20 protein-coding genes are annotated in these 18,635 nt (G+C 70.6%); 9 read left to right on the top strand and 11 right to left on the bottom strand.

Going from position 1 to position 18,635, the window contains the following annotated elements:
- Nucleotides 1–488 precede the first annotated feature (488 nt).
- The 3 genes from AB0C59_RS31460 (at nucleotide 489) to AB0C59_RS31450 (ending at nucleotide 1,333) form a co-directional block, all read left to right on the top strand.
- Nucleotides 489–872, top strand: a complete 384-nt coding sequence (locus AB0C59_RS31460) for a hypothetical protein (protein WP_363010636.1) — start codon at nucleotides 489–491, stop codon at nucleotides 870–872.
- A gap of 85 nt (nucleotides 873–957) precedes the next feature.
- Nucleotides 958–1,134 (top strand): hypothetical protein, encoded by a 177-nt coding sequence (locus AB0C59_RS31455; protein ID WP_363010634.1) that lies wholly within the window; start codon nucleotides 958–960, stop codon nucleotides 1,132–1,134.
- Nucleotides 1,135–1,168: 34 nt separating this feature from the next.
- On the top strand, nucleotides 1,169–1,333 hold the full coding sequence (locus tag AB0C59_RS31450) for a hypothetical protein (protein WP_319657333.1): 165 nt from the start codon (nucleotides 1,169–1,171) through the stop codon (nucleotides 1,331–1,333).
- A gap of 936 nt (nucleotides 1,334–2,269) precedes the next feature.
- Here the strand turns inward: AB0C59_RS31450 and AB0C59_RS31445 are convergent.
- The 11 genes from AB0C59_RS31445 to AB0C59_RS31395 all read right to left on the bottom strand — a co-directional run bounded on the left by AB0C59_RS31445 (nucleotide 2,270) and on the right by AB0C59_RS31395 (nucleotide 10,976).
- Nucleotides 2,270–3,259: a hypothetical protein gene (locus tag AB0C59_RS31445; RefSeq protein ID WP_363010632.1), complete on the bottom strand. Its 990-nt coding sequence runs from the start codon at nucleotides 3,257–3,259 to the stop codon at nucleotides 2,270–2,272.
- Nucleotides 3,260–4,102: 843 nt separating this feature from the next.
- Nucleotides 4,103–4,627, bottom strand: a complete 525-nt coding sequence (locus AB0C59_RS31440) for a hypothetical protein (RefSeq protein WP_363010630.1) — start codon at nucleotides 4,625–4,627, stop codon at nucleotides 4,103–4,105.
- A 32-nt stretch (nucleotides 4,628–4,659) separates the two neighbouring features.
- Nucleotides 4,660–5,241, bottom strand: a complete 582-nt coding sequence (locus AB0C59_RS31435) for a hypothetical protein (RefSeq protein ID WP_363010628.1) — start codon at nucleotides 5,239–5,241, stop codon at nucleotides 4,660–4,662.
- Nucleotides 5,242–5,458: 217 nt separating this feature from the next.
- Nucleotides 5,459–5,695 carry a hypothetical protein gene (locus tag AB0C59_RS31430; protein ID WP_024126621.1) on the bottom strand — a complete coding sequence of 79 codons (237 nt, stop codon included), beginning with the start codon at nucleotides 5,693–5,695 and terminating at the stop codon, nucleotides 5,459–5,461.
- Between the two features lie 278 nt (nucleotides 5,696–5,973).
- Nucleotides 5,974–6,801, bottom strand: coding sequence for a hypothetical protein (locus AB0C59_RS31425; RefSeq protein WP_363010626.1), 828 nt, complete (start codon nucleotides 6,799–6,801; stop codon nucleotides 5,974–5,976).
- Nucleotides 6,798–7,238: a hypothetical protein gene (locus AB0C59_RS31420; RefSeq protein WP_363010624.1), complete on the bottom strand. Its 441-nt coding sequence runs from the start codon at nucleotides 7,236–7,238 to the stop codon at nucleotides 6,798–6,800. The genes AB0C59_RS31425 and AB0C59_RS31420 overlap by 4 nt, the downstream gene beginning before the upstream one ends.
- An 8-nt stretch (nucleotides 7,239–7,246) precedes the next feature.
- On the bottom strand, nucleotides 7,247–8,284 hold the full coding sequence (locus AB0C59_RS31415; RefSeq protein ID WP_363010622.1) for a hypothetical protein: 1,038 nt from the start codon (nucleotides 8,282–8,284) through the stop codon (nucleotides 7,247–7,249).
- A complete protein-coding gene (locus tag AB0C59_RS31410; RefSeq protein ID WP_363010620.1) occupies nucleotides 8,281–8,454 on the bottom strand; it encodes a hypothetical protein in 174 nt (57 codons plus the stop codon). The genes AB0C59_RS31415 and AB0C59_RS31410 overlap by 4 nt, the downstream gene beginning before the upstream one ends.
- A gap of 61 nt (nucleotides 8,455–8,515) precedes the next feature.
- Nucleotides 8,516–10,060, bottom strand: coding sequence for a DUF2637 domain-containing protein (locus AB0C59_RS31405; protein WP_363010618.1), 1,545 nt, complete (start codon nucleotides 10,058–10,060; stop codon nucleotides 8,516–8,518).
- Entirely contained in the window at nucleotides 10,057–10,341 is a 285-nt protein-coding gene (locus AB0C59_RS31400) for a hypothetical protein (protein ID WP_363010616.1), read from the bottom strand. The genes AB0C59_RS31405 and AB0C59_RS31400 overlap by 4 nt, the downstream gene beginning before the upstream one ends.
- Nucleotides 10,338–10,976 (bottom strand): WhiB family transcriptional regulator, encoded by a 639-nt coding sequence (locus AB0C59_RS31395; protein WP_363010642.1) that lies wholly within the window; start codon nucleotides 10,974–10,976, stop codon nucleotides 10,338–10,340. The genes AB0C59_RS31400 and AB0C59_RS31395 overlap by 4 nt, the downstream gene beginning before the upstream one ends.
- Nucleotides 10,977–11,122: 146 nt before the next feature.
- Between AB0C59_RS31395 and AB0C59_RS31390 the strand changes: the two genes are divergently transcribed.
- The 6 genes from AB0C59_RS31390 (at nucleotide 11,123) to AB0C59_RS31365 (ending at nucleotide 18,620) form a co-directional block, all read left to right on the top strand.
- The gene (locus tag AB0C59_RS31390; protein ID WP_363010614.1) at nucleotides 11,123–11,899 is read left to right on the top strand and encodes a GntR family transcriptional regulator; all 777 of its coding nucleotides are present in this window, start codon (nucleotides 11,123–11,125) and stop codon (nucleotides 11,897–11,899) included.
- Between the two features lie 181 nt (nucleotides 11,900–12,080).
- A complete protein-coding gene (locus AB0C59_RS31385; RefSeq protein ID WP_363010612.1) occupies nucleotides 12,081–12,209 on the top strand; it encodes a hypothetical protein in 129 nt (42 codons plus the stop codon).
- Between the two features lie 711 nt (nucleotides 12,210–12,920).
- On the top strand, nucleotides 12,921–14,573 hold the full coding sequence (locus tag AB0C59_RS31380) for a hypothetical protein (protein WP_363010610.1): 1,653 nt from the start codon (nucleotides 12,921–12,923) through the stop codon (nucleotides 14,571–14,573).
- 1,523 nt (nucleotides 14,574–16,096) lie between these two features.
- A complete protein-coding gene (locus tag AB0C59_RS31375) occupies nucleotides 16,097–17,050 on the top strand; it encodes a hypothetical protein (protein WP_363010608.1) in 954 nt (317 codons plus the stop codon).
- A 182-nt stretch (nucleotides 17,051–17,232) separates the two neighbouring features.
- The gene (locus AB0C59_RS31370; protein WP_031048149.1) at nucleotides 17,233–17,499 is read left to right on the top strand and encodes a hypothetical protein; all 267 of its coding nucleotides are present in this window, start codon (nucleotides 17,233–17,235) and stop codon (nucleotides 17,497–17,499) included.
- Complete coding sequence (locus AB0C59_RS31365) at nucleotides 17,496–18,620, top strand: conjugal transfer protein (RefSeq protein ID WP_363010606.1); 1,125 nt, start codon at nucleotides 17,496–17,498, stop codon at nucleotides 18,618–18,620. The genes AB0C59_RS31370 and AB0C59_RS31365 overlap by 4 nt, the downstream gene beginning before the upstream one ends.
- The last annotated feature ends 15 nt before the right edge of the window (nucleotides 18,621–18,635 follow it).

Here is an 18,635-nt window from a genome sequence, read left to right as displayed (position 1 = left end):
CTGAACCCCCACCCACCCCCCGGCGGCCCCAACCCCCAACACGGGGCCGCCGGACCCCCACACCCCCCACCAAGGCCCGGCCCAGGGCCCCCACGGGCCCCGGGCACCCACACCAGTAGAGATGAGCCGAGGATGACGCAGCGCAACAGCCAGCCTGAGATACCCACCACCTGCCCCGGATGGGGCGAGGAGTGCGGCAACGAGACGGAGAGGGGAGCCGACCTCTGCCCTGACTGCCTCATGGGACGGCTGGACGCGCAATCCCCCCGGATCCCCCTGTAGCCCTTCCCCGAGACGGCAGTAGACCCCAGACCAGGGCCGGGCGGCCCCGCCCTCCAAGGGCCGCTCGCGCCCGCCACAGGCCCGGCCCCGGCCCCCCTCACCCACCGGGGGCCGGGCCGTCCCGCTCTTGTTGCGTATTCCTGTTTTGTTGTGTACTGTAATCACATCAGCCGGTCGCCGTCAGCGCCAAACTCCTGGGAGATTCCATGCTCGCCCTGCTTCGCCGTTCGCCGAAGGTCGCTACGCCCGTCACCGAGAAGTTGGCGATGTGCCCCACGACCGGGCTCCCGTACGGCGAGCCTGGCTCCGTGGAGCGACTGACCTGGATTTTCGCCGAGCAGGACCTGGAGGACATCCAGGAGCGCATGGAGTACTTCGCGGCACGCGCCGCAGCCCGCCCCGAGTCCGGCCTGGTCGTGTCCAACATCAAGACCCCCATAGCCCGTCCGCACATCCTTCGCATCGGCGACTTCGAGTCCGACGGGGACCGGCGCGGCGGCACATGTGTTGAGTGCGGGACGCACGGTGAACTGTCCGCGCTTCGGGACCTTGCCCGGAACGACCTCGGCTGTGAGGCGACTTGGTTCTAACGCCGGGTGCCGCCCCCCGGTGGGGGCGGCACCCATCCGACCGCACATCTCCGCGCCACCCTCACAAGCTAGGAAAGTGGGAGCAATGATGAACCACAGGATCGGCCGCAGGATCGGCCGCCGGACTGGAATCTTCCTGGGTGTCCTGCTGGGTGTCTCCGCGATCGTCCTTACCGTGTTCAGCTTCAAGATCTCCATGGATGCTTCGCGCGCGCTCTCGAACCCCGCCGCCGAAGCTCAAACCATGCCGCATTGCCGGTGACAGCTCGCGCCGTTGCGCCCCGAAAGGACCCCTGATGACCGACAGCAAGATCACGGAGTTGCTTGCCCGCGCAGCGAGTGGCGACCCTGAGGCGGCCGCCGCGTTCGTGCGAGCGCGAGCACTGCGACTCCACGCGGCGGAACGCGTCAGCGCCAGCGGCCGGGCGGCCGCCCGGCGGATGCTCCGGACAGCCTCCTAATCCCGCGCGCCGCGCCCCCTTCCGGCGCCCCCTCCCCCGCCTCCCTCGTTCGCGCCCCGCTCAGCGTTTCGCTGGGCGGGGCCGCTTGCGTTCCGCAGCCCTCGTCGCGACCTGCTCAACTCCCCGCCCCTCTCGATCCTGTCTCGGCTCTGCCTCGTGCTGACGGTCCCTGGCTTTCCCGCTTCCGTTCTCCCTGTCTGGCTCCGTGCTTCGTGGTCTGTCTGTGTCTCGTCTGTCGTTGTGTGCTTCGGCTGCTCCTCTGTCTCTTCGGCTCTTGTGCTCCTCGGCCTCTTCGTCTTGCTTGCCGTTGCCGGTCCGCCTGCTCCTCTCTCCCTCGCTCCTCCCGTCTCTTGCTGCTCTCCCCTTCCGTCTCCCTTCCTCCTCACTCCCCGCCGGCTTCCTCCTTCCTGTCGTTCGCCTGTGGCTCTTCGCTGATGTCCTCAGTGCCCTTGGGGGTCTCGTAGAGAAGTAGTCGGCGCACTCCAACCCCCTTGACCGTCGCCCTGAAGTGCAGGTTTCCGTGTCGAGGGCGCAGCCTGGGGGCAAGTTGAAAGGCAAGTTGAAAGGCAAGCTGTAGAGCAAGTTGTAGGGCATGTTGTAGGGCAAGTTGTAAGGCAAGCTGGCCTCTGGCGGTGGTCTGCGTGGCCAAGTCCCGTCTTTCGCGGGGGTGATTTCTCTCCCCTCCGGCATTCACGGAGGGGAGAGAAATCACCCCCCTGCAGTTGGGCTCCCTGGGGAGGGGAGGAGAAATCTCCCTCCTTTCAGGTCAGGGGGGAGATTTCTCAGTTGCCGCGCTGGGGGGAGAGACTTCTCTCCCCCTCAGGTCGGGGGAGAGAAATCACAGTCCAAAGGAGCGGCCCTGGGACGGCCGGCGCCTGCGCAGGTGGGGCGTGCCGCTCAGCGCCGGCTGTTCTAGCTGCCTGGGACGCGGCGGGGTCATGCTCCCTGCGACGCCACGGTGGCCGCGATGGGCTCGCCGTCGCAGATGCGCCCGTCGAGGCAGAGCTCGCGGTAGCCGGTCGTGTAGGTGAAGCCGTGTCCGCCGCAGGTGGCGCAGTCCGGGGCGTGGGCGGTGGGGGCGCCGAAGCAGAGAATCGGCTCCTGGTGGACGGCGGTGTAGTTGTCGTCGCCGTGGTGCTCCCAGGTGAGCACGGTGAGGACTTCGCCGGTGCCGTCGCAGCGCCCTGCGCAGTCGTGGGGGTGCGGGTCCTCGTCTTCGTGCTGGTCGTCGAAGTCGCGGAAGGCGTCCAGGAGGTAGGCGCGGGCGCGCAGATCGTTCAGGGCTGGCCGGCGGTCGAGGGCCCGCAGGGCGTGGCCGGCGGTGGCCGCGGCCACCGCTGCGGCGCTGTCGGCCGGTGCCGCGGTGGCGGCCCAGTCGAGTAGGAGTCCGCGGGTCATGAGGTGTCGCCGTTGTTCGCTGGCCACGTCGACGGCGGGGAAGCGGGAGGTGAGGCCGAGGTTGGCCCAGGCGTAGGTGTCGAGCATTTGGCGAACCAGCCGGGGGCCGGGTCGGAGGAAGGGGCGCTTGGGTGGCAGAGAGTCGTCAGTGGCTTGGGGGGCTAGGCATGAGTCGCCGTGGGTGTGCTGGTGGAGTCGGGCGTACTGGGCTCGCAGGTGGTCGAGACCGTTGTGGGGGTGGTCGTCGAGGGCCAGGCCGTCGACCTCGCGGAGGAGGGCGCCGTGGTCGCGGGCGGCTTCGTAGAGGTCGGGGTCTCGGGTGCGCAGGGCGAGGACGTCGACGAGTGCGCCGGCGTGCAGGAGGTTGAAGCGGCGCAGGGCGGGGACGGCGTCGCTGTCGGGGTCGTATTCGAGAGCGTCGGTGAGGCGATAGTGGGCCCAACGCGCTTCGAGGATGAGCCGGGTGATGGACGGGCGTTCATCGCGGTACGCCTTTACGGTGTGTTCGGGGTGGTGGCCGACGGACACGAGGGTTCCCTTCAGGTGACTGGTGGTGGGTTAGCGGGGCCTGGTCGGCCCGGGCTTCATCGGGTCGTTGCAGGCGAGGTCACGATGGCGTCGGCTAGGCGGTGAAGGCTGTCGCCCTGCGGAGCTGCAGCCTTGAAGACGCGGTGCGCCGCTCCGGCGGGGGCGTGGGGCAGTGCGAAGACGCGGCCGCGGTCGAGGACGGCGAGGAGGCGTGCGGCGTGATGTTCGCATCCATCGGCGCCAGCGTTGTCCGCGTCGAGCACGGTCACGGCGACTGGGCCGGCGCAGGTGGTGTGATCCGTCGGGAGTGTGGCGGGGCAGCGGGCCATCGGTCCTCATCTGGTGGGCTGGGTGAAGTGGCTTTATGGGGCTCCGGGTTGGCGGGGACGGAGCCTGGGCTGCGGCTAGCACCGTTCTTCGTCGAGGAGGTGCGCGTGGCCCCAGGGGTTCGGTTCCGGGACCGGGCGTCGTGTGCAATGTCGCGGAGGCGCTCGCGGCGTCGTTCTTGTACGTAGCCGCGGCAGTGCAGGGGGTCGTGCTGGGAGGTGGGCCACGCCGAGGCTGTGGCGCACCAGGAGCAGTGCGGTCGCCTGGTCAGGCGCCGGCTGAGGGCGAGAGCGAGCAGGGTGACGACGGCTCCGAGGCCTCTTCCGAGAACGAAGGGGTGCATCTGGTGTCTCCCACTGGATGATGCGGGGCCACCGGGTGGTGGCCCCGCATCGGAGGTAGTCGGGACGGGTGTGCTGGGGGTGGGTAACTGGTCGCGTGGCAGCGGATCGCCAGGGAGGAGGGCCAGTCGTGACTCACCGGGGCTCCGTGGCGTCGGTCCTCGTTCCGTTTCACTCACCACCAGTGCCGGAACAGGTAGTCACCGCGCGGGATCTCGCCGCGCCGGATGAGATCGGCCAGGACCAATTTCAGCGAGGGAGAGAAAGCGCGATCGGCGAAGAATCGGTCCTCGAACACGGCGTTCTCAAGGTCTTGCGTTTCAGGCGGGTTCGCCTCGACAGTGGCTGGCGTGTTCTCGTCAGCGACGCGGATGCTCAGCCAGTAATCCAGCTCAGTCATGCCGGTCTTGACGACGCTCTCGCCGGCACGGGAGTCCCAGCCCAGGTACAGCTCGGCGTCGTCGAGGTCTCCGAGTGCTTCCAGGTAGTCGTCGTCGGAGGTGAGTTCGTACAGCTTCACACTGTCATTGCCAATGTGCTCGTCGTCCCGCTGGCATCCGCGTAGCGAGCTATACGGCTTGCCGTAGACGCGTTCGGCAATGGCTTCGATCGGGATGTGGCCGTTCTCGGCGGTCGCATGATCAGCGTGTGGCTCCAGCATGTAGATGCTGTAGGGCGTGTACTTGGGTGCGTCGGGCATGACGGATCTTCCTCGTGGGTCTCCGGGGTCGGTCAGATGTGGTCGTGGAGATCGGTGTCGTTGTAGGTGGTCGCGGAGACCGTGATCCAGCCGGTTCGGTCGCCGTCGCGGAGCTGGAGCTCCCACTTGCCCGGCTGCCAGTGCTGACCGGTCTGCTTCCGGCCGACGTATTGCCGCTGGCACTGCTTGGTGGGCTGGCTGCTGCCGTCTGTGGTCGAGCCGGAGGAGCCGGGCTGGGTGGTGCCGGAGGTGCCTCCGTTGGTGAGCGACTTGCCGGGCTGGGTACCGCCGGACGAGCCGCCGGAGCCGTCGGGGGTGGTGTCGTTGTTCTTCTTGCCGGTGCTGCCCGACGAGCTGGACTTGCCGCTGCTGGACTTGCTGCCGCTGGAGCCGCCGCTGCGGCCCGCGAAGGCGGTAGTGGTGAACGAGCTGGTGCGGATGGTCGAGCAGTCCTGGCGGTACTCGTCCTCGTAGTCGGTGATCCAGCGACCGTCGTAGCCACGCTTGTCGATGACCTCGCCGTGCTTGATGGGCTCGTTGGTGCAGCCGGTGAGGGCGAGGAGCGCGGCGGCCGTTAGGGCGGTGCCGAGCGTCAGGGTGCGGGGCGTGGGCACGTTGGGCTCCAGGAGGTGGTGGGTGCGCTCGTCTGCTACAGGTGTTGTGCGCGAGCGGCGTGTGACACAGAGGCGGAACTTTCTCCGCGAAAATCACAGTACACATTGAATCCTCAATACGCAACGCGTAGTTGAGGTGTCGATCCGTCTCCTCGTCATGAGGCGTTGGGCAGCCCCGGCGTTGGGCGCGTCAGAGCGCTGTGTGAGTGCTTGCGCGTCAGCTAATGGACTGGATGATCCAGGCGAGCAGGCAGATGCCGGCGATGACCGCCCACATGCGCAGGGCGGCCGGATCCTTGGCGATCGACTTGGCGTTGGACTCGAACACCTCGGCCGTCGGCATCATGCCGGGGTGGACGGTGTCCCGGTGCTCATCCCGCTTGGCGGCGGCCTGATCCTTCGGCAGCCACCCGGTCGTGATCCCGCATGGGCCGCACTCGTACCGCCATGCCACTGCGGGCTCCTCTTCTGCCGGTCCTGTCGGATGTGGTTCGACGGTACCGGGGTGCCGCGCCGCACGGGATGGGAACAAGCCGATAGGGAACGGTAGATGGGGGCGGTAGATGCTTCTAACTTTGGGATAGATGCGCAGGTCAGACGGTCGTAGATGTCGCCGATAGATGGCTGGCGGCGCCTCCGCGGGGGAGGGGAGTGATGGCCGACTGACAGGGGTTTCGGGCGCCCGGGAGCTCCCTCTGGCCGGCGGCCGGGGGGAGCTCCCGGGCGGATGGTTCAGGCACTGTCCGCAGGGGCCTCGAGGAAGGCGACTTCGGGGGGTGGAGCGGGGGGATCGGCAGGGGGTGCGGCGGGGGCGTTAGGGGTGAGGTCGGGGACCAGCTGGGCGGGGATCCGTAGGGCCCTGCCGAGGGCCTGCTCGAGGTCGGCGATGTGCACGCCGAAGTAGTTCCTCCCCTGGATGCCCATCTGGGTTCGGACGGGGATGTCGAGGGCTTTGCACTTCTGTCTGATCACAGGTTCCGTCCAGTCGGCCAGCATCCTCTCCCGGTGGATCCGTTCGAGGAGAGTGTCGGTGTGGACGCCCTTGCGGCCCTGGCGGACGGCGAAGGCGACGCTGTGCTCGACGAACGCTGCGAAGGCGGCGTCGGCTTCGGCCGAAGTGGCTTGGGCCTGCGTCGTTTCGGGGTCCCACTCCCCCGCCATTTCATGATCGTTTATGGTGTGGGTCCCCTGAGGCGCTTCCTCCTCGGCAGTGGTGTGCGCGTCTTCCAGGTCCTTCACCGTGCGGCCGGCCGACAGACCGGTACGGACGGCGACGGTCGTGACGATGACGAGTCCGGTGGCGCCGTAGGCGTACCAGAGGCCGGGGTGCTTCTCCGCGAAGTAGAGGGCAACGTAGCCGGCGAGGCCGAGTGCACTGAGTCGGACGAGGAAGCCCCCGCTCTCCTGGTCGCCGTCGCGCAGCCAGGCTCCCATGTAGCGCAGGGCGACCATGGTGGCGCTGACTACGACGGGCACCTCGCGCACGAACGGGATGTGCTCCAGCCTGATCTTCCGCCGTCCCTGCTTGGCGGGGTTCGTCTTGTCCGGCTTCCCGGTCATGCGCCCACCAGCGACAGCCCAGCGGTGGCGACGGCGATGACCGCCCGCCAGATGGAGCCCTGTGCTGCGGACATGGCGGCCGCGGTGAGTATCCCCCACAAGGCGCCGGTGAACGGGACGATCGGGGCGAAGGCGGACAGCACGAGCAGGATGATCACGACCGCAGTCATGCCGATGGATCCCAGGTCGGGGTTCGCAGCAATCTGGCGCGGGATGTCCTGGACGGCGGTGCCGAGGTCGTGAGGCCAGGAGCCGGCGCGCAGGAAGGCGAGCTCGGCGAAGAAGCCGATGGCCTGGGCCGGTCCTCGGGCCAGCTTCTTCTTCCCCTTGCCCCAGATCCCGTAGATGAGCGTGACGATCAGGATGACACTGACGGCGGTGGCGGACATCGGGCCGAGGGCGCTGGTTCCGGCCCCGGCGGCGAGCAGGGTGGTCACGGGTGTCCTTAGAAGGTGGGGGCGGAGAACAGCAGGACGGCGATGCCGGCGGAGGCGACCGGAATGTGGGTGAGGAAGCGGACCGCGGCGCAGAACGAGGGCAGCCGGTACAGCCACTTCTCCACGAAGGCGGAGATGCCGCCGCCGACGACCGCGGCGATCAGGATCACGCCGCCGCCGACGATGAACGGGGTGGACGGCTCGTTGCTGCTGGCCGCTGCGTCGTGCATGACGGCGAGCGTCCACTGAGGCAGGCCGGTGTTCCACTGGGCCGTGAAAACGCCCCAGCTCCAGGCGCCGACGGTTGCCGCGGCTCCGTTGTGGAGGATGAACCTCTGCAGCGGCGTGAGCGACGCCCACCAGGCTGTGAGGGAGCTGCGGTTGCGGCCCGGGCCGGTCCCCTCCCCTGCGGGGGCCGACGGCTCCTGGACGGTGCCGTAGTAGTGGTTGTGCACCTCGTAGGGGTCCGGATCCGGTGCCTGCGGATCGGCGGCCTTCCGTACGCGGAACCAGTCGGGCCCCTCGCCCTCCGGACCCGCGAGGTCTTCGTCCGCGTCCGCGGCGTCCGGGCCCTCGGCCTGGTCGTCGTCCTTGCGCCGGCGCGAGGAGACACGAGGCGGCCACGCGCTCTTCGCCGGCCCTTCCGCGGGCTGTGCCTTCGGGGGCCCGGCCGGGTCAGCCGTGGCGTCCTGGTCTTCGGCGGGCCTCGGCTCGTCGGCCGGGTCCTGCTGCTCGGGGAGGTCCGTGAGGTCGATGGTCTGGCCGGGAACGGGCAGCCGTCCGCCGGGCGACATCGAGATCCGACGGGTGGCACCGGCGGACTCCAGGTCCTGGTCGGGGCGGTCCGCACCCGGCTCGGGCTCGTCCTCGACGGGCTGCTCGGCGTGGCCGAGCGGTCGGACGCCGATGCGGGACAGGAGGCGGCGCAGCCGCGTCTCGTCGTCCGGCATGGCGTTGCCCGTGTCCGGGGTCTGGGGCGGTTGGTTCTCGGGGGCTTCGGTGTGTGCCTGGTTGATCCGGCCGCGGGTGGAAGGGGTCGTGCTCACTGCTCGCTCCCCTCGTGGGAGGTGGGGCGGCGCACGAGGGCGAGGCGGGGCCGGCCGTGCTGAAGGGGGCTGGCGGATCGGGCCGGCCGGGTGACGGTCACCGGGCGGCGGGCCGGGGAGATGAGGGCGAGGGCCTCGGTGACGTGCTGGTCGAAGGTGGTGGCGGACATGTGTGGTCCTCACGGTCGTGCTCGCGGGCAGCCCTTCGGGGGCGCCCTGCGGAGCGGGGCGTCAGGGTCGGCTGCCGGCGGCGGGAACGAGGAGGCCGCTGTCGTGCTCCTCGAAGTGGTCGCCCACGGTCGGGTCGAGGCGAAGGAGCTTTTCGAGCGGCTGCTGGCCGGCCGGCGCCGGGGCGGGCTGGGGGTCTTTAGGGCCGATGGCCGGCTGCGGCGGCTCGTTGGCGAGGGCGAGGGCCTGGTCGAAGTGGTCGGGCTCTTCGCTGTCGGCGCCGTGCGCGTCGGGATGGGCGGCCAGCGCCTTGGGCAGCCATTCGGCCTGGGTGTCCAGGAACTTCTTGGTCCGCGGGTTGCCGATGCCGAGGGCGGCGGAGATCTTGTTGATGCCCCAGGCGAACGTGCCGTCATCCTTGCGCGGGACGGTCTCGACGAAGGCGGCCATGACTTCCTCGTCGGTCTTCCGCCCGGCGGCCGCGTCGTCATCCTGCCCGGCGTCGACGTCCGGGTCCGGCGAGGTGGTGTCCTCGTCGCCGGTGTCCTCCCCGGGCTCGTCTCCCTCGCCCATCCCGGTCTTGACCTGCTGGTCTTCCTCGTCGCCGGAGTGGGATGACGGGGCGGCATGGGGGTCGGCCGTCTGGGATGGGATGGCCGGGATGGTGCCGATCAGGGTGTTGAGGATGCCCTCGAACGCAACGGGGTTCCGCAGGTTCATCCCGGCGATGTCGGACTGGCGTACGCGCAGCTGCAGCCGGGCGACGACGCGCTTCAGGATGGCGGGGTCGGAGCATCCCGCTCGTTCGCTGGCATCCTGGGCGCGGCCGTCGGCATGCATCTCGACGAGGCGGTATGCCCAGCGGGCCATCCCGCCGGCCCGCTTGACCGCGTCCTGGGCACGGCGCAGCCGGTACCAGCGGTAGGCCGCCCGGGAGATGCGAACCTCGGCGGTGGCCTCCTCCTGGGCCAGGTCCTGGCGGGCGGCGAGCAGCAGCGCGACGCGGAAGGCCTCGACGGGGTGGAGCAGGCGCACCAGCGCGATGCGGCGGTCGGGGCGTCCCCCCTTGGTGCGGGCGGCGCGGCGCTCCTCGAGCGAGCCGATCTCCCAGAGCACGGCCGCAAGGACCGGCCACACCGCGCGGACGGCGCCGCCGAGGAGGGAGTCGGCTTCGGACGCGGAGAAGACCGAGCTGATGCCGGCGAGGATCCAGAAGAGAGCGCCGGACAGACCCGATCCGTCGCCGTCGCGGGCTCGGCGGCGGGCTCGGCGGCCGCAGACCATCGCCGCGACGTCGAGTGCGACGAAGGGCAGGAGGTCGAACGGGGCGTCCAGGCCCATCTGGTGGTGGCCGACCCGGCGCAGACCGGTGGCCGACAGGGCGGCCGCCGCTGCGGCGATGACGACGGTGAGGAGGTCCTCGACCCGGCGCCCGCGCCGGTCGGCTGCCGCAGCGCGCTCGACGTCGGTGAGCGCGGCCAGGGCCATGCGGCGTCGGCGCAGGGCGATCGCCGGGCCGAGGGTGAGGACGAGCGCCCCGAGGACGAACTGCCAGCTGCCGAGGAGTTCGGCGAGAGCCGCGCCGTGGGGGGCGAGGTCGGGTGTCACGGGGAGTCCCTCCGGGCAAGGTTGCTGGCCGCTTCGGCGGCCCGGGCGCGCAGCGGGTCGTCGCTGGGCGGGATCGGGTCCTGGGTGATCCAGTCCCTGTAGGCGTCGCGCTCGGCGGTGGCCTGGCGGAGCAGGACCAGGAGCAGCGCGGTGAGCGGGTTGACGGGCGGTACGTCGGCGCCGGCCGGTACGAGGACGGGGAGTAAGAGGACGTCGTCGCGGCGGGCGAGCGCGCTGACCAGAGCGCGGTTGAGGGCGTGGGCGTCACCGGCGGGGTTCACGCGGCGGCCGTCCAGCCGGCGGAGCGGCGGTGGGCGGCGACGAGCTCGTCGCGGTGACGTGCGGCCTTGCGGACGTTCTCGATGTTCTCCAGGCGCTTCTCGGGCTTCCCGGAGGTGCCGAGGTACTGGCCGGCGAGTCGCTGCACCTCGCGCGCCGCGGCGATGCGGGCCTGCTGCCTCTGGGCGGCGCGCTGGTCCTCGGCAAGGGCCTGGTCGAGCCGGTCGCGCTCCATGACGAGCCGGCGCTTGAGCTTCTCGGGGGTCAGCCCGCCGCGGATGCCGACGGTGTCGCCCTCGCGGAGGGCGAGTTCGGCGCACGCGGCGCGCACCGGGCATACAGAGCAGTGGTCGCGTACGGTCTGGGCGCGGCGCCGGCGCCAGTCGGTGTCCGGCTCTCCGTCCTCCTGGTAGAAGTGGCCGATGTCCGGGTCGGCGGTGAGGCAGACCGAGTACTTCATCGTCTGGCGCAGCTGCGGGGTGCGCAGCTCCTGCGCGACGTAGTGGCCGTCCTGCCGGTCGAGGAAGCCGCTGGCGACGAGGCTGTCGAGCGGATCGGTCGCGGCGACGAACTGGGCGATGCTGGCCTCGGCCGTGCCCGGGATGGGGCGGGAGGCCGGCGGGTGGGCTGCCATCATGGTGTTCACGCGTTCTCATCTCCTGTGACGCTCTGGTGGGTGGTGAGGCGCGTTCGCGGCCTCCGGGGGGACCAGCCCCGGGGGTCGCTTGCTTTTCCACGCGCCATCTGCCTTAACTGCCTTAATGCAGATGCGTCAGATGATGCATGCTGTTGGCGATCACGTCAAGGAAGAAGGTCCAGCGGATGAGCCGTGAGCTCTGGCGGGTGCGGCAAGATGTGCCCATGCCCATGACGTCCCATCACCCGCACGAGCAGGTCGCGGCCGCACTGCGCGCCGACATCCTGAGCGGCAAGCTGGCCCCGGGCGAGCAGCTCCCCGGTCAGCGCGAGTTGGGTGAGAAGCTCGGCGTCGCACCGAACACCGTGGCCCAGGCCCTACGGCTCCTCGAGCAGGAGGGCCTGGTCGAGACGGCGCCGCGCCGCCGCAGTCGGGTACTGCAGCCGGCCTCCGCCATGGAGGTCCGACTGCACGAGGACGGGCTGGTCCGGCCGGCGGATTCCGGCGACAGCGGCCACAACGACATCAGGCGCGGGGATCCCGGTACCGATGCCGCAGCGGTTGAGGCTCTGGCCGTCGCGCCGGACGCCGCACTGTCCGTCCGGCAGGCGGTGCTGCTGCAGGCCGGCACTCCATGGGCACTGCAGACCCTCTTCACCCCGGCCGCGCTCACGGTGACCGCGGCCGAAGCCGCCACCGTCGCGCCGTTCACGGCTGGCCCGCTGCGGCGCGAGGACAGCCACGCCAGCAACTGGGGCGCGAGGCCGGCCACCACCGAGGAGTGCTCGCTCCTCAAGTCCAAGGTCGGCACCACGGTGTTCGAGATTCGAAGAGTCGGATTTACGGATGAGCGCCCAACTTCATACCTTTTGACGGTAGTACGGGCAGATCGCGTGACCATCCGCACAGGAAGCGCCAGTTAGCACCTCTCCGAGTCAACTGCCCCTTTTGGCTGCACTTTTCGACGTCGAGTGAACAACGCGCCGAGTGCGTGTGCACGACGGGTGTCAGGGGATAGTGTGACTTCCGCTTGATCCAATACGCCTCACCTCGGGCCCCCGGCGCACAGCGCCGAGCCCGGCGAACCGAGAAGGCGGTTCTCCCATGACCAGCACCGCACAGGCCCCGAGCGGATCCACCGCGCCGGGCGCGGAGCTGCCGTGGGCGCTGCCCGGCGTGTCCGGGCCCAGAAACGCGAAGGCCCCCTGGAAGGGGGAGTTGAGGATGTCGTAGGTCTTCCGGGCGGGCGCCTCTAGCAAAGGCTGCTCCTCGCCCCTCTCCGCCGGCTTCGGAGTTAGCAGCTCCTCTGCCGGCCGTCACCGCTCAGTCCTGGGTTAGCGGCCCAGCTTGAGCGAGGGCCAGACCGAATGGTCCGGCAATCACTGCCCTCCAGCAGCAATCCCCCCGAGGGGGTTTGTCGTTTCCCGGGGCGACCCGGGAGAACGGGGTCCATCTTGCAGTACACCCATGCCCTTTGTCAGCTCGGACGCCACCGAAGCACACCAATCGCGGCTGTTTTTCGCCCGTCCGTGACGTCAGCACCACGCTGTGTACCCACTCTCGCAATCGGCGCTCCGGCCGGGACCGGCCGCAGCGCGGTCCGGTGGCCGGCCCTTGACCACGTGCAGCCGGCACCCCTTGACCAACTCACTTCCCACTCATGCCCGAGGGGCCTTCACGGCCCCGGCATGGGACTGGTCAAAGGGGCCTGCCGCCACCCCGGACACCCCCTTGACCCGCAGGTCACAGGCTCGCCAGGGAATTTCTCGGCCGGACTGTCACACCGTCGGCTTTTTCGACACCCGTAGCAGCTGAAGGACCCGTTCCTTCAGCTTCCGCCCGAGTGCCCCTCGCCAGACCCCAGACCGCGCGTCCTTGCCGGACGCCGTCGAGACCCAGCGCACCCGAGTCGCCGCCCTGCGGCACCGGTGCGCCAGGAGAAGCGTGCCCCGCACAGCAGCAGTTCCCAGCAGCCCGCCGCCGGCGGGCGATCAGGCGCGCCCGCAGCGCCGCCAGCGGGTGAAGGTGCCCCTGCGCCTCGTCACCAACCCGCACTACGCCGACGTCGCGGTGACCGTCTACGTGAAGGTCACCGCGTTGGCATCGCGTCCGGAGGGATGCACGGCGGCGACCATGACCATCGCGGAGTACGTCGGCCTGTCGAAGTCCTCCGTCGAGCGCGGGATGACGCAGCTGATGCGCCCTGGGCCCGACGGCGTCGTCGAGCTGTCCTCGACCCGGCGTTCCCTGCCCGGCGGGAACGGCACCTCGGCGGTGCGCCGTACCCGGCCGCTGTCCGCGACGGAGCGGTTCGTGTGGATCCCGGTGGCCGCGTCCGAGGACCTCACCCCGCGCCAGCTGCGCGCGTACGCACTCATCGCCTACGCCCAGGCCCAGAAGATCCCCCTCACCGAGTCGGAGATCGCAGGGGCGCTGCACCACCACAGCGGCCGACGGGCCGGCCAGCCGCTCACCACCGCGGCCGCCGGCGAGATCGTCGACGAGCTGGAGGCGACGCGGTGGATCACCGTGGAGCGGCGGGCGGGCGTGCGCGGCCGCCACCACTTCATCGCTCACGACATCCCGGCCGCCGCCCAGGACGCGGCCTGTGGACAACCGTCCTCCTCGGCTGTCGTGCCCTCCTCCACCTCTGGTCCTGGTGAGGGATCGGGTTCGTCGGCTGATGCGGGATCACTCGCGACTATGGAAGAACCTAGGACTGACCGACCTGATGACGAGCGCGGCCTCTTCTCACCCGCCGTAGGCGAGGTACAGGTAGGTGAAGCTGTGGAAAACCGCGGTGCGCAACCTCCGCAAAGCGACGGCGAGGGTGGGCTCGCGCTGCGCGCGGATGACCACCAGACCCCCTTGACCAACCCCTTGACCAAGCCCTCGGGCACCCCCTTGACCAACCCCACCGGCGCCTACGGCGGGCCCGGGCTGACCATCAGCGCACGCGTGCACTCCGTCCTCGAGCCGGTGCACCGGCTCTACCGGCAGACCAGCGTCTACATGCAGCGGCGCATCGCCCGGGAAGTCGGCCGCCTGCTGCGTTCCGGCATCGATGACGCCCGGCTTCGGCAGCGCCTGGAGACGCGGGTCTGCCGTACCTTCACCGACGAGATCCGCGACCCCGGCCGGTGGATCCTCGGCGTCGGACTGCCCCACTGGGGTTGCGGCATCTTCGACTGCGAGGCCGGCGTCCTGTGGAGCAGCGGCCGCCGGTGCTCAGTGTGCGAGGAGATCGTCCGCGACCGTCGCCAGGCCACCGCGCAGCCCGGCGCCTCCACTCTCGCCGTCGTCCACCCCGCCCCCGTTCGCGTTCCCGTCCCGCAGTCCGCTCCCGCAGCTCCCCGGGGCCGGTGCCCGGAGTGCGGCTGCGCCGTCCTGGTGCTGAACCCCGCAGACTCGGCCGCCCCCCGGTGCAAGCCGTGCCGAGAGGAGCACGAGGGTGGACGTGCCAGCGGGCCGTCCCCGTCGGCACACCGCGAGTTGTGCGCGGGGTGGGACGGCAGTGGATGCACCCGTCCGGCGCTCGGTTCCACCGGCCTCTGTGTCCGATGCCGGACCCGCCGGATGGAGTGGGCCGCATCGTGAGCCGCCGCCCACTCCACCTCGTCGAGGCTCGCCAGTGCCGGGTGGGGCCGGTCCCATCCACCGGAGCGCGTTCCACTCCGCGGGCGCCGATGGGGCAGGGATCGGCGACCAACCGCCCCGGTGCTTCAGCAGCCGTTCCGGACAACGGGGCGCAGGCATGGTCGACGCCCATGAACCGGCCCTAGCTCCGAGGCCCCCTTGACCGGCCTCCCCGGCAGCCGGGTTCCTCCTTGACACGTAGTCCAGGTCAAGGGGAAACCTCACTGGCTATCGCCCAGCGCTGAGGCATCGACAACTCCGAAACGACGACGCGGAGTGGGCCGTGGGTGGCGTCCACCCGATGAGTGGACGCCTGCCGGGGTCAGTGTGACGGCCTCCTCCACCCGGCCCACTCGCAGAGCCCACCATCCATCGCTGGCGCCGCGCGCTGAGTGGGTTCCATCCCGGGGCCACTCAGTGCACGGTGGAGCCCACTCAGTGGAGTGGAGCTTTGGCCTCCGTCACCGAGTGGCGCCCATCGGCCCACTCCACTCGATGGGCAGCACTCGATGGATCGGCCATGGCCCATCCACGCGGTGGACTCCACTCGATGCCGCAATGCCGCTACAGCGGTGGCACCCACTCTCAGTCCACCGATGAGGAGTGGACGACAGGCGGGAGACGCCGTCGGCCCGAAGCACCGACCGGTCGTGGGAGCGGAGCGCGTCACACACCCTGGGGTGTCCGCCGCCGGACACCCTCGGGCGATGTCCGCTTCTCTCCGCTCCACCCCCTTGACCAGGTTCACCGCACAAGCCGCTCCCCCTTGACCGGCCTCGCCTCCACCCCTTGACCATGGGCCGGGGCACCTGCTGTTTCCCCTTGACCTCGGCCCGGGTCAAGGGGAAACCCAGCGGCTGCTCACCCTGCATCGCCCGGTGAGGCTGAGGCGCTGCACCGACAACAGCGGCAGCCGACCCGAGAGGCGCTGGCCGGTCGGCGGATGGGCGGCGCGGCCGGACGGGACTTCCTCCCGAGCGCGCGCCGGAGTCGTACAGGACGCTGCGCGGAGGCGATGGCAGCCCGGAGGTTCAGGCCGAGTACGTGGTGGCGTCCATCGCGATGGACGGATGGGTGGGGCGGTGGCCCACCGGGTGGCCGGAGTGCGGGTGGCCCCGAGCGCCCCGCGGCGGGTCATGTCCATCCACTCGGTGTGCTCCATCCAATCCATCCGTGTGCTCCATCCAATCCAGTGGATGGAGCCGGCCGGTGCGCCGCAGTCCATCCACTGCGAGTGGTCTCCACTCCCGCCCTCGGTGGACGTGGGGCGCGCCCATCCACCCCACTGCGCGGACACCCATCCCCCTTGACCACTCCACCCACCCCTTGACCACGGCCCCCTTGCCCAGCTGGGCCACCAGGTGGGCAAGGCCGGTTTCCCCTTGACCTCGTCAGGCCGCAATCGCGGTCAGACCGCGGTCAAGGGGCCCGTCGGGAGTGTGAGCGCCATCGAGACCAGATGGCGCGAAAGGACGGACACGGACGTGGCCACCACCCAGCACACCCCGGCACTCAACTTCTCCGAGTCCACGCCCCGCTACGACACGCTCACCGTGATGAACCGCGACTGGGCTGCGCTCTGCCGCGACCTCCGAGCGGCGGACCGCGTCGCCGCATGGGCCGGGGAACACCCGGACCTCGCCGGAGCGGCCGGTCCCCAGGACGTGGTCGACAAGATCTCCGCGTTCCACCGCCGCGGTGACCTGGACGGCCACGACCGGGTGATGCACCTGCTGGTCGAGCGGGCCGGCGGTACCGGCTTCGACGCCCACCTCGCGTGGCGGGTGGCGGTGCGGGTCCTGCTGCCCAAGGCGGTCTTGATGGCGAAGACGCAGCGGAGGTCCTACGGCCTTCCGTGGGACGACGTCTGCGCGACGGTGCTCGGCGCCGCCTTCGAGGTCGTCCGCACCTACCCGCTCGACCGGCGGCCGCGGCGGATCTTCAACAACCTCGCGCTCGACACCCTGCAGCTGACCCGCCGCACCCTGGCCGCCTGCCTCGACGACGTGGAGGACGTCCAGGAGTTCGCCGCCGGCGTCGCGCCCTTGGCCGAAGCCGAGTCCCACACCCGATACGCGCACGTCGTCGCCAGCGAGGACCCCGACACCCCGCACCACACGGTTGAGCTCGCCGACCTGTTGGTGCGGGCCGCGCAGATGGAGCTCGTCGACGTCGACGAGCCGGCCCTGTCGCGTCACGAGACGCGGACGGAGGTCCTCGACCTGCTGCTGTGGGCGGTGGAGGTCGGAGCGTTGAAGGAGCTCGAAGCCCAGCGCATCGCCCGGTACTACCTGTCCACCTCGCAGCGCCCCGACCAGCGCCACATGACCACCCGGTCCATGGGCCACGAGGGAGACCTGCTGCGGCAGCACGCCAGCCGCGCCGTGCGCACGCTGCGCGCGAAGTCGGACCTCGCGCAGTACCGCGCCGCGGCCTGAGGCCGGCGGCGCCCCTCGGATCGGGCGCCGCAGAAGTCCCTCGAAAAAACTCGGCCCGACTGTCACACCGCGCGCTTTCTCGACACCTGTAGCAGGCGAGAGGGCCGCCAGATCGGTCCCGCCCCACCTGAACACCCCCGTCCCCGCCCCTTCTCGACTCCGGGAGAACCGACGTGACCAGGATGTCCCCGGCCGGCACCGGCCGACAGCTACTCGACGCCGACGAGGCCCGTGTGGCCCGTGCTTCGCGCGAGCTGACCAAGATCGCTGCCGCGCTGGTGAGCCGGCCGATGGACCGTGACCTGCACGAGCAGATGCGCGCCTTCCTCGACAAGGAGTCGGAGGCCTCTCTGGCGTCGTGGGACGTGCTGCTGCAGCGCACGCCGGACCAGCTCAAGGAGCGCATCTCGACGGTCCTGACCGTCCAGGCCCTGCGGACGGCGTCGTGAAGCGGCAGCGCCGGCCGCGCAAGGCGGCCAAGAAGCAGCTCGTCGAGGCGGAGGCCTGGGACGAGGAGGTCGACGAGCCCCAGGAGACGCCGGCGGACGAGCCGGATGAGACCGGGTGGACGACGAGCACGGCCCAGATGGCCGGCCTCTCCCGGCTGGTCCGTGCCGGTGTTTGGGCGCTCGTGGTCTCCGGCCCGGTCCTCGGCGCGCTCGCGTTCCTCTCCTCGTCCGCTCCCGCCCAGGGCGCGGCCAAGCCGGTCGCCGCGGCGACGCCGGCGTCGCCGGTCGGGCCGGCCGGCTTCGCCGAACTGTTCGTCTCCGCCTATCTGCAGGCCGGCCAGGGCACCGAGCGGGAGCTGGCGCCGTACTACTCCGGCTCCGTCGCGCTCGCGGTCAAGCCCGGGACCCGCACGGCCACGCAGTCCACCGTGATCGCGTCCCGCGAGGTCCAGCCCGGCTACTGGTCCGTCACCGTCGCCGCCGACGTCACCGCCCACGACGACAAGGGCAAGTCCACGCGGCTGGGGGTCCAGTACTTCCGTGTCGGCATCCAGGCCACCGGCCCGGCAGGCGCCGGCGGCGCCGAGCAGGGCGCCACCGCCGGCTACGCAGCGACGTCGCTGCCGGCGCAGGTGGCCGCACCGGCCGCACTCAAGCCGGGCGGCCTGGCGTACGAGACCGACCGCGGATCGAGCAGCGCAGACCCGTCGGTCGAGACCGCCCGCGGATTCCTGGCCGCCTACCTGACCGGTACGACCGAGCTCGACCGCTACACCTCGCCCGGTACGCGGCTCCAGCCGATCAGCCCTGCGCCGTACGCCGCGGTGAAGGTGACCGGCGTCCAGGACGACTCGTCCGGCTCGGGCCAGCAGAAGGTGCCGGCCGACGGCACGGTGCTGCACCAGCTGGTCCAGGTCGATGCCACGGACCAGGCCGGCAGCCCGGTCTCGCTGAACTACGCGCTCACCCTCAAGTCCCGCGCCGGCCGCTGGGAGGTCGCGTCCGTCGACGACGCCCCGGCTATTCGCGCGAGCAGCCCGCCTTCGGCGGCGCCGCACACCACCACCCCAAGCCCCGACGCAGCCACGGCATCTGACTCGCCGTCGCCGTCGAACTCCTGAGAAAGAGGAATCGTT

Origin of the sequence: Streptomyces sp. NPDC048664, assembly GCF_040650555.1 — a bacterium.
Classification (GTDB): domain Bacteria; phylum Actinomycetota; class Actinomycetes; order Streptomycetales; family Streptomycetaceae; genus Streptomyces.
The sequence above is the reverse complement of the archived record's forward strand: the minus strand, read 5'-3'. Positions and strand labels throughout refer to the sequence as shown.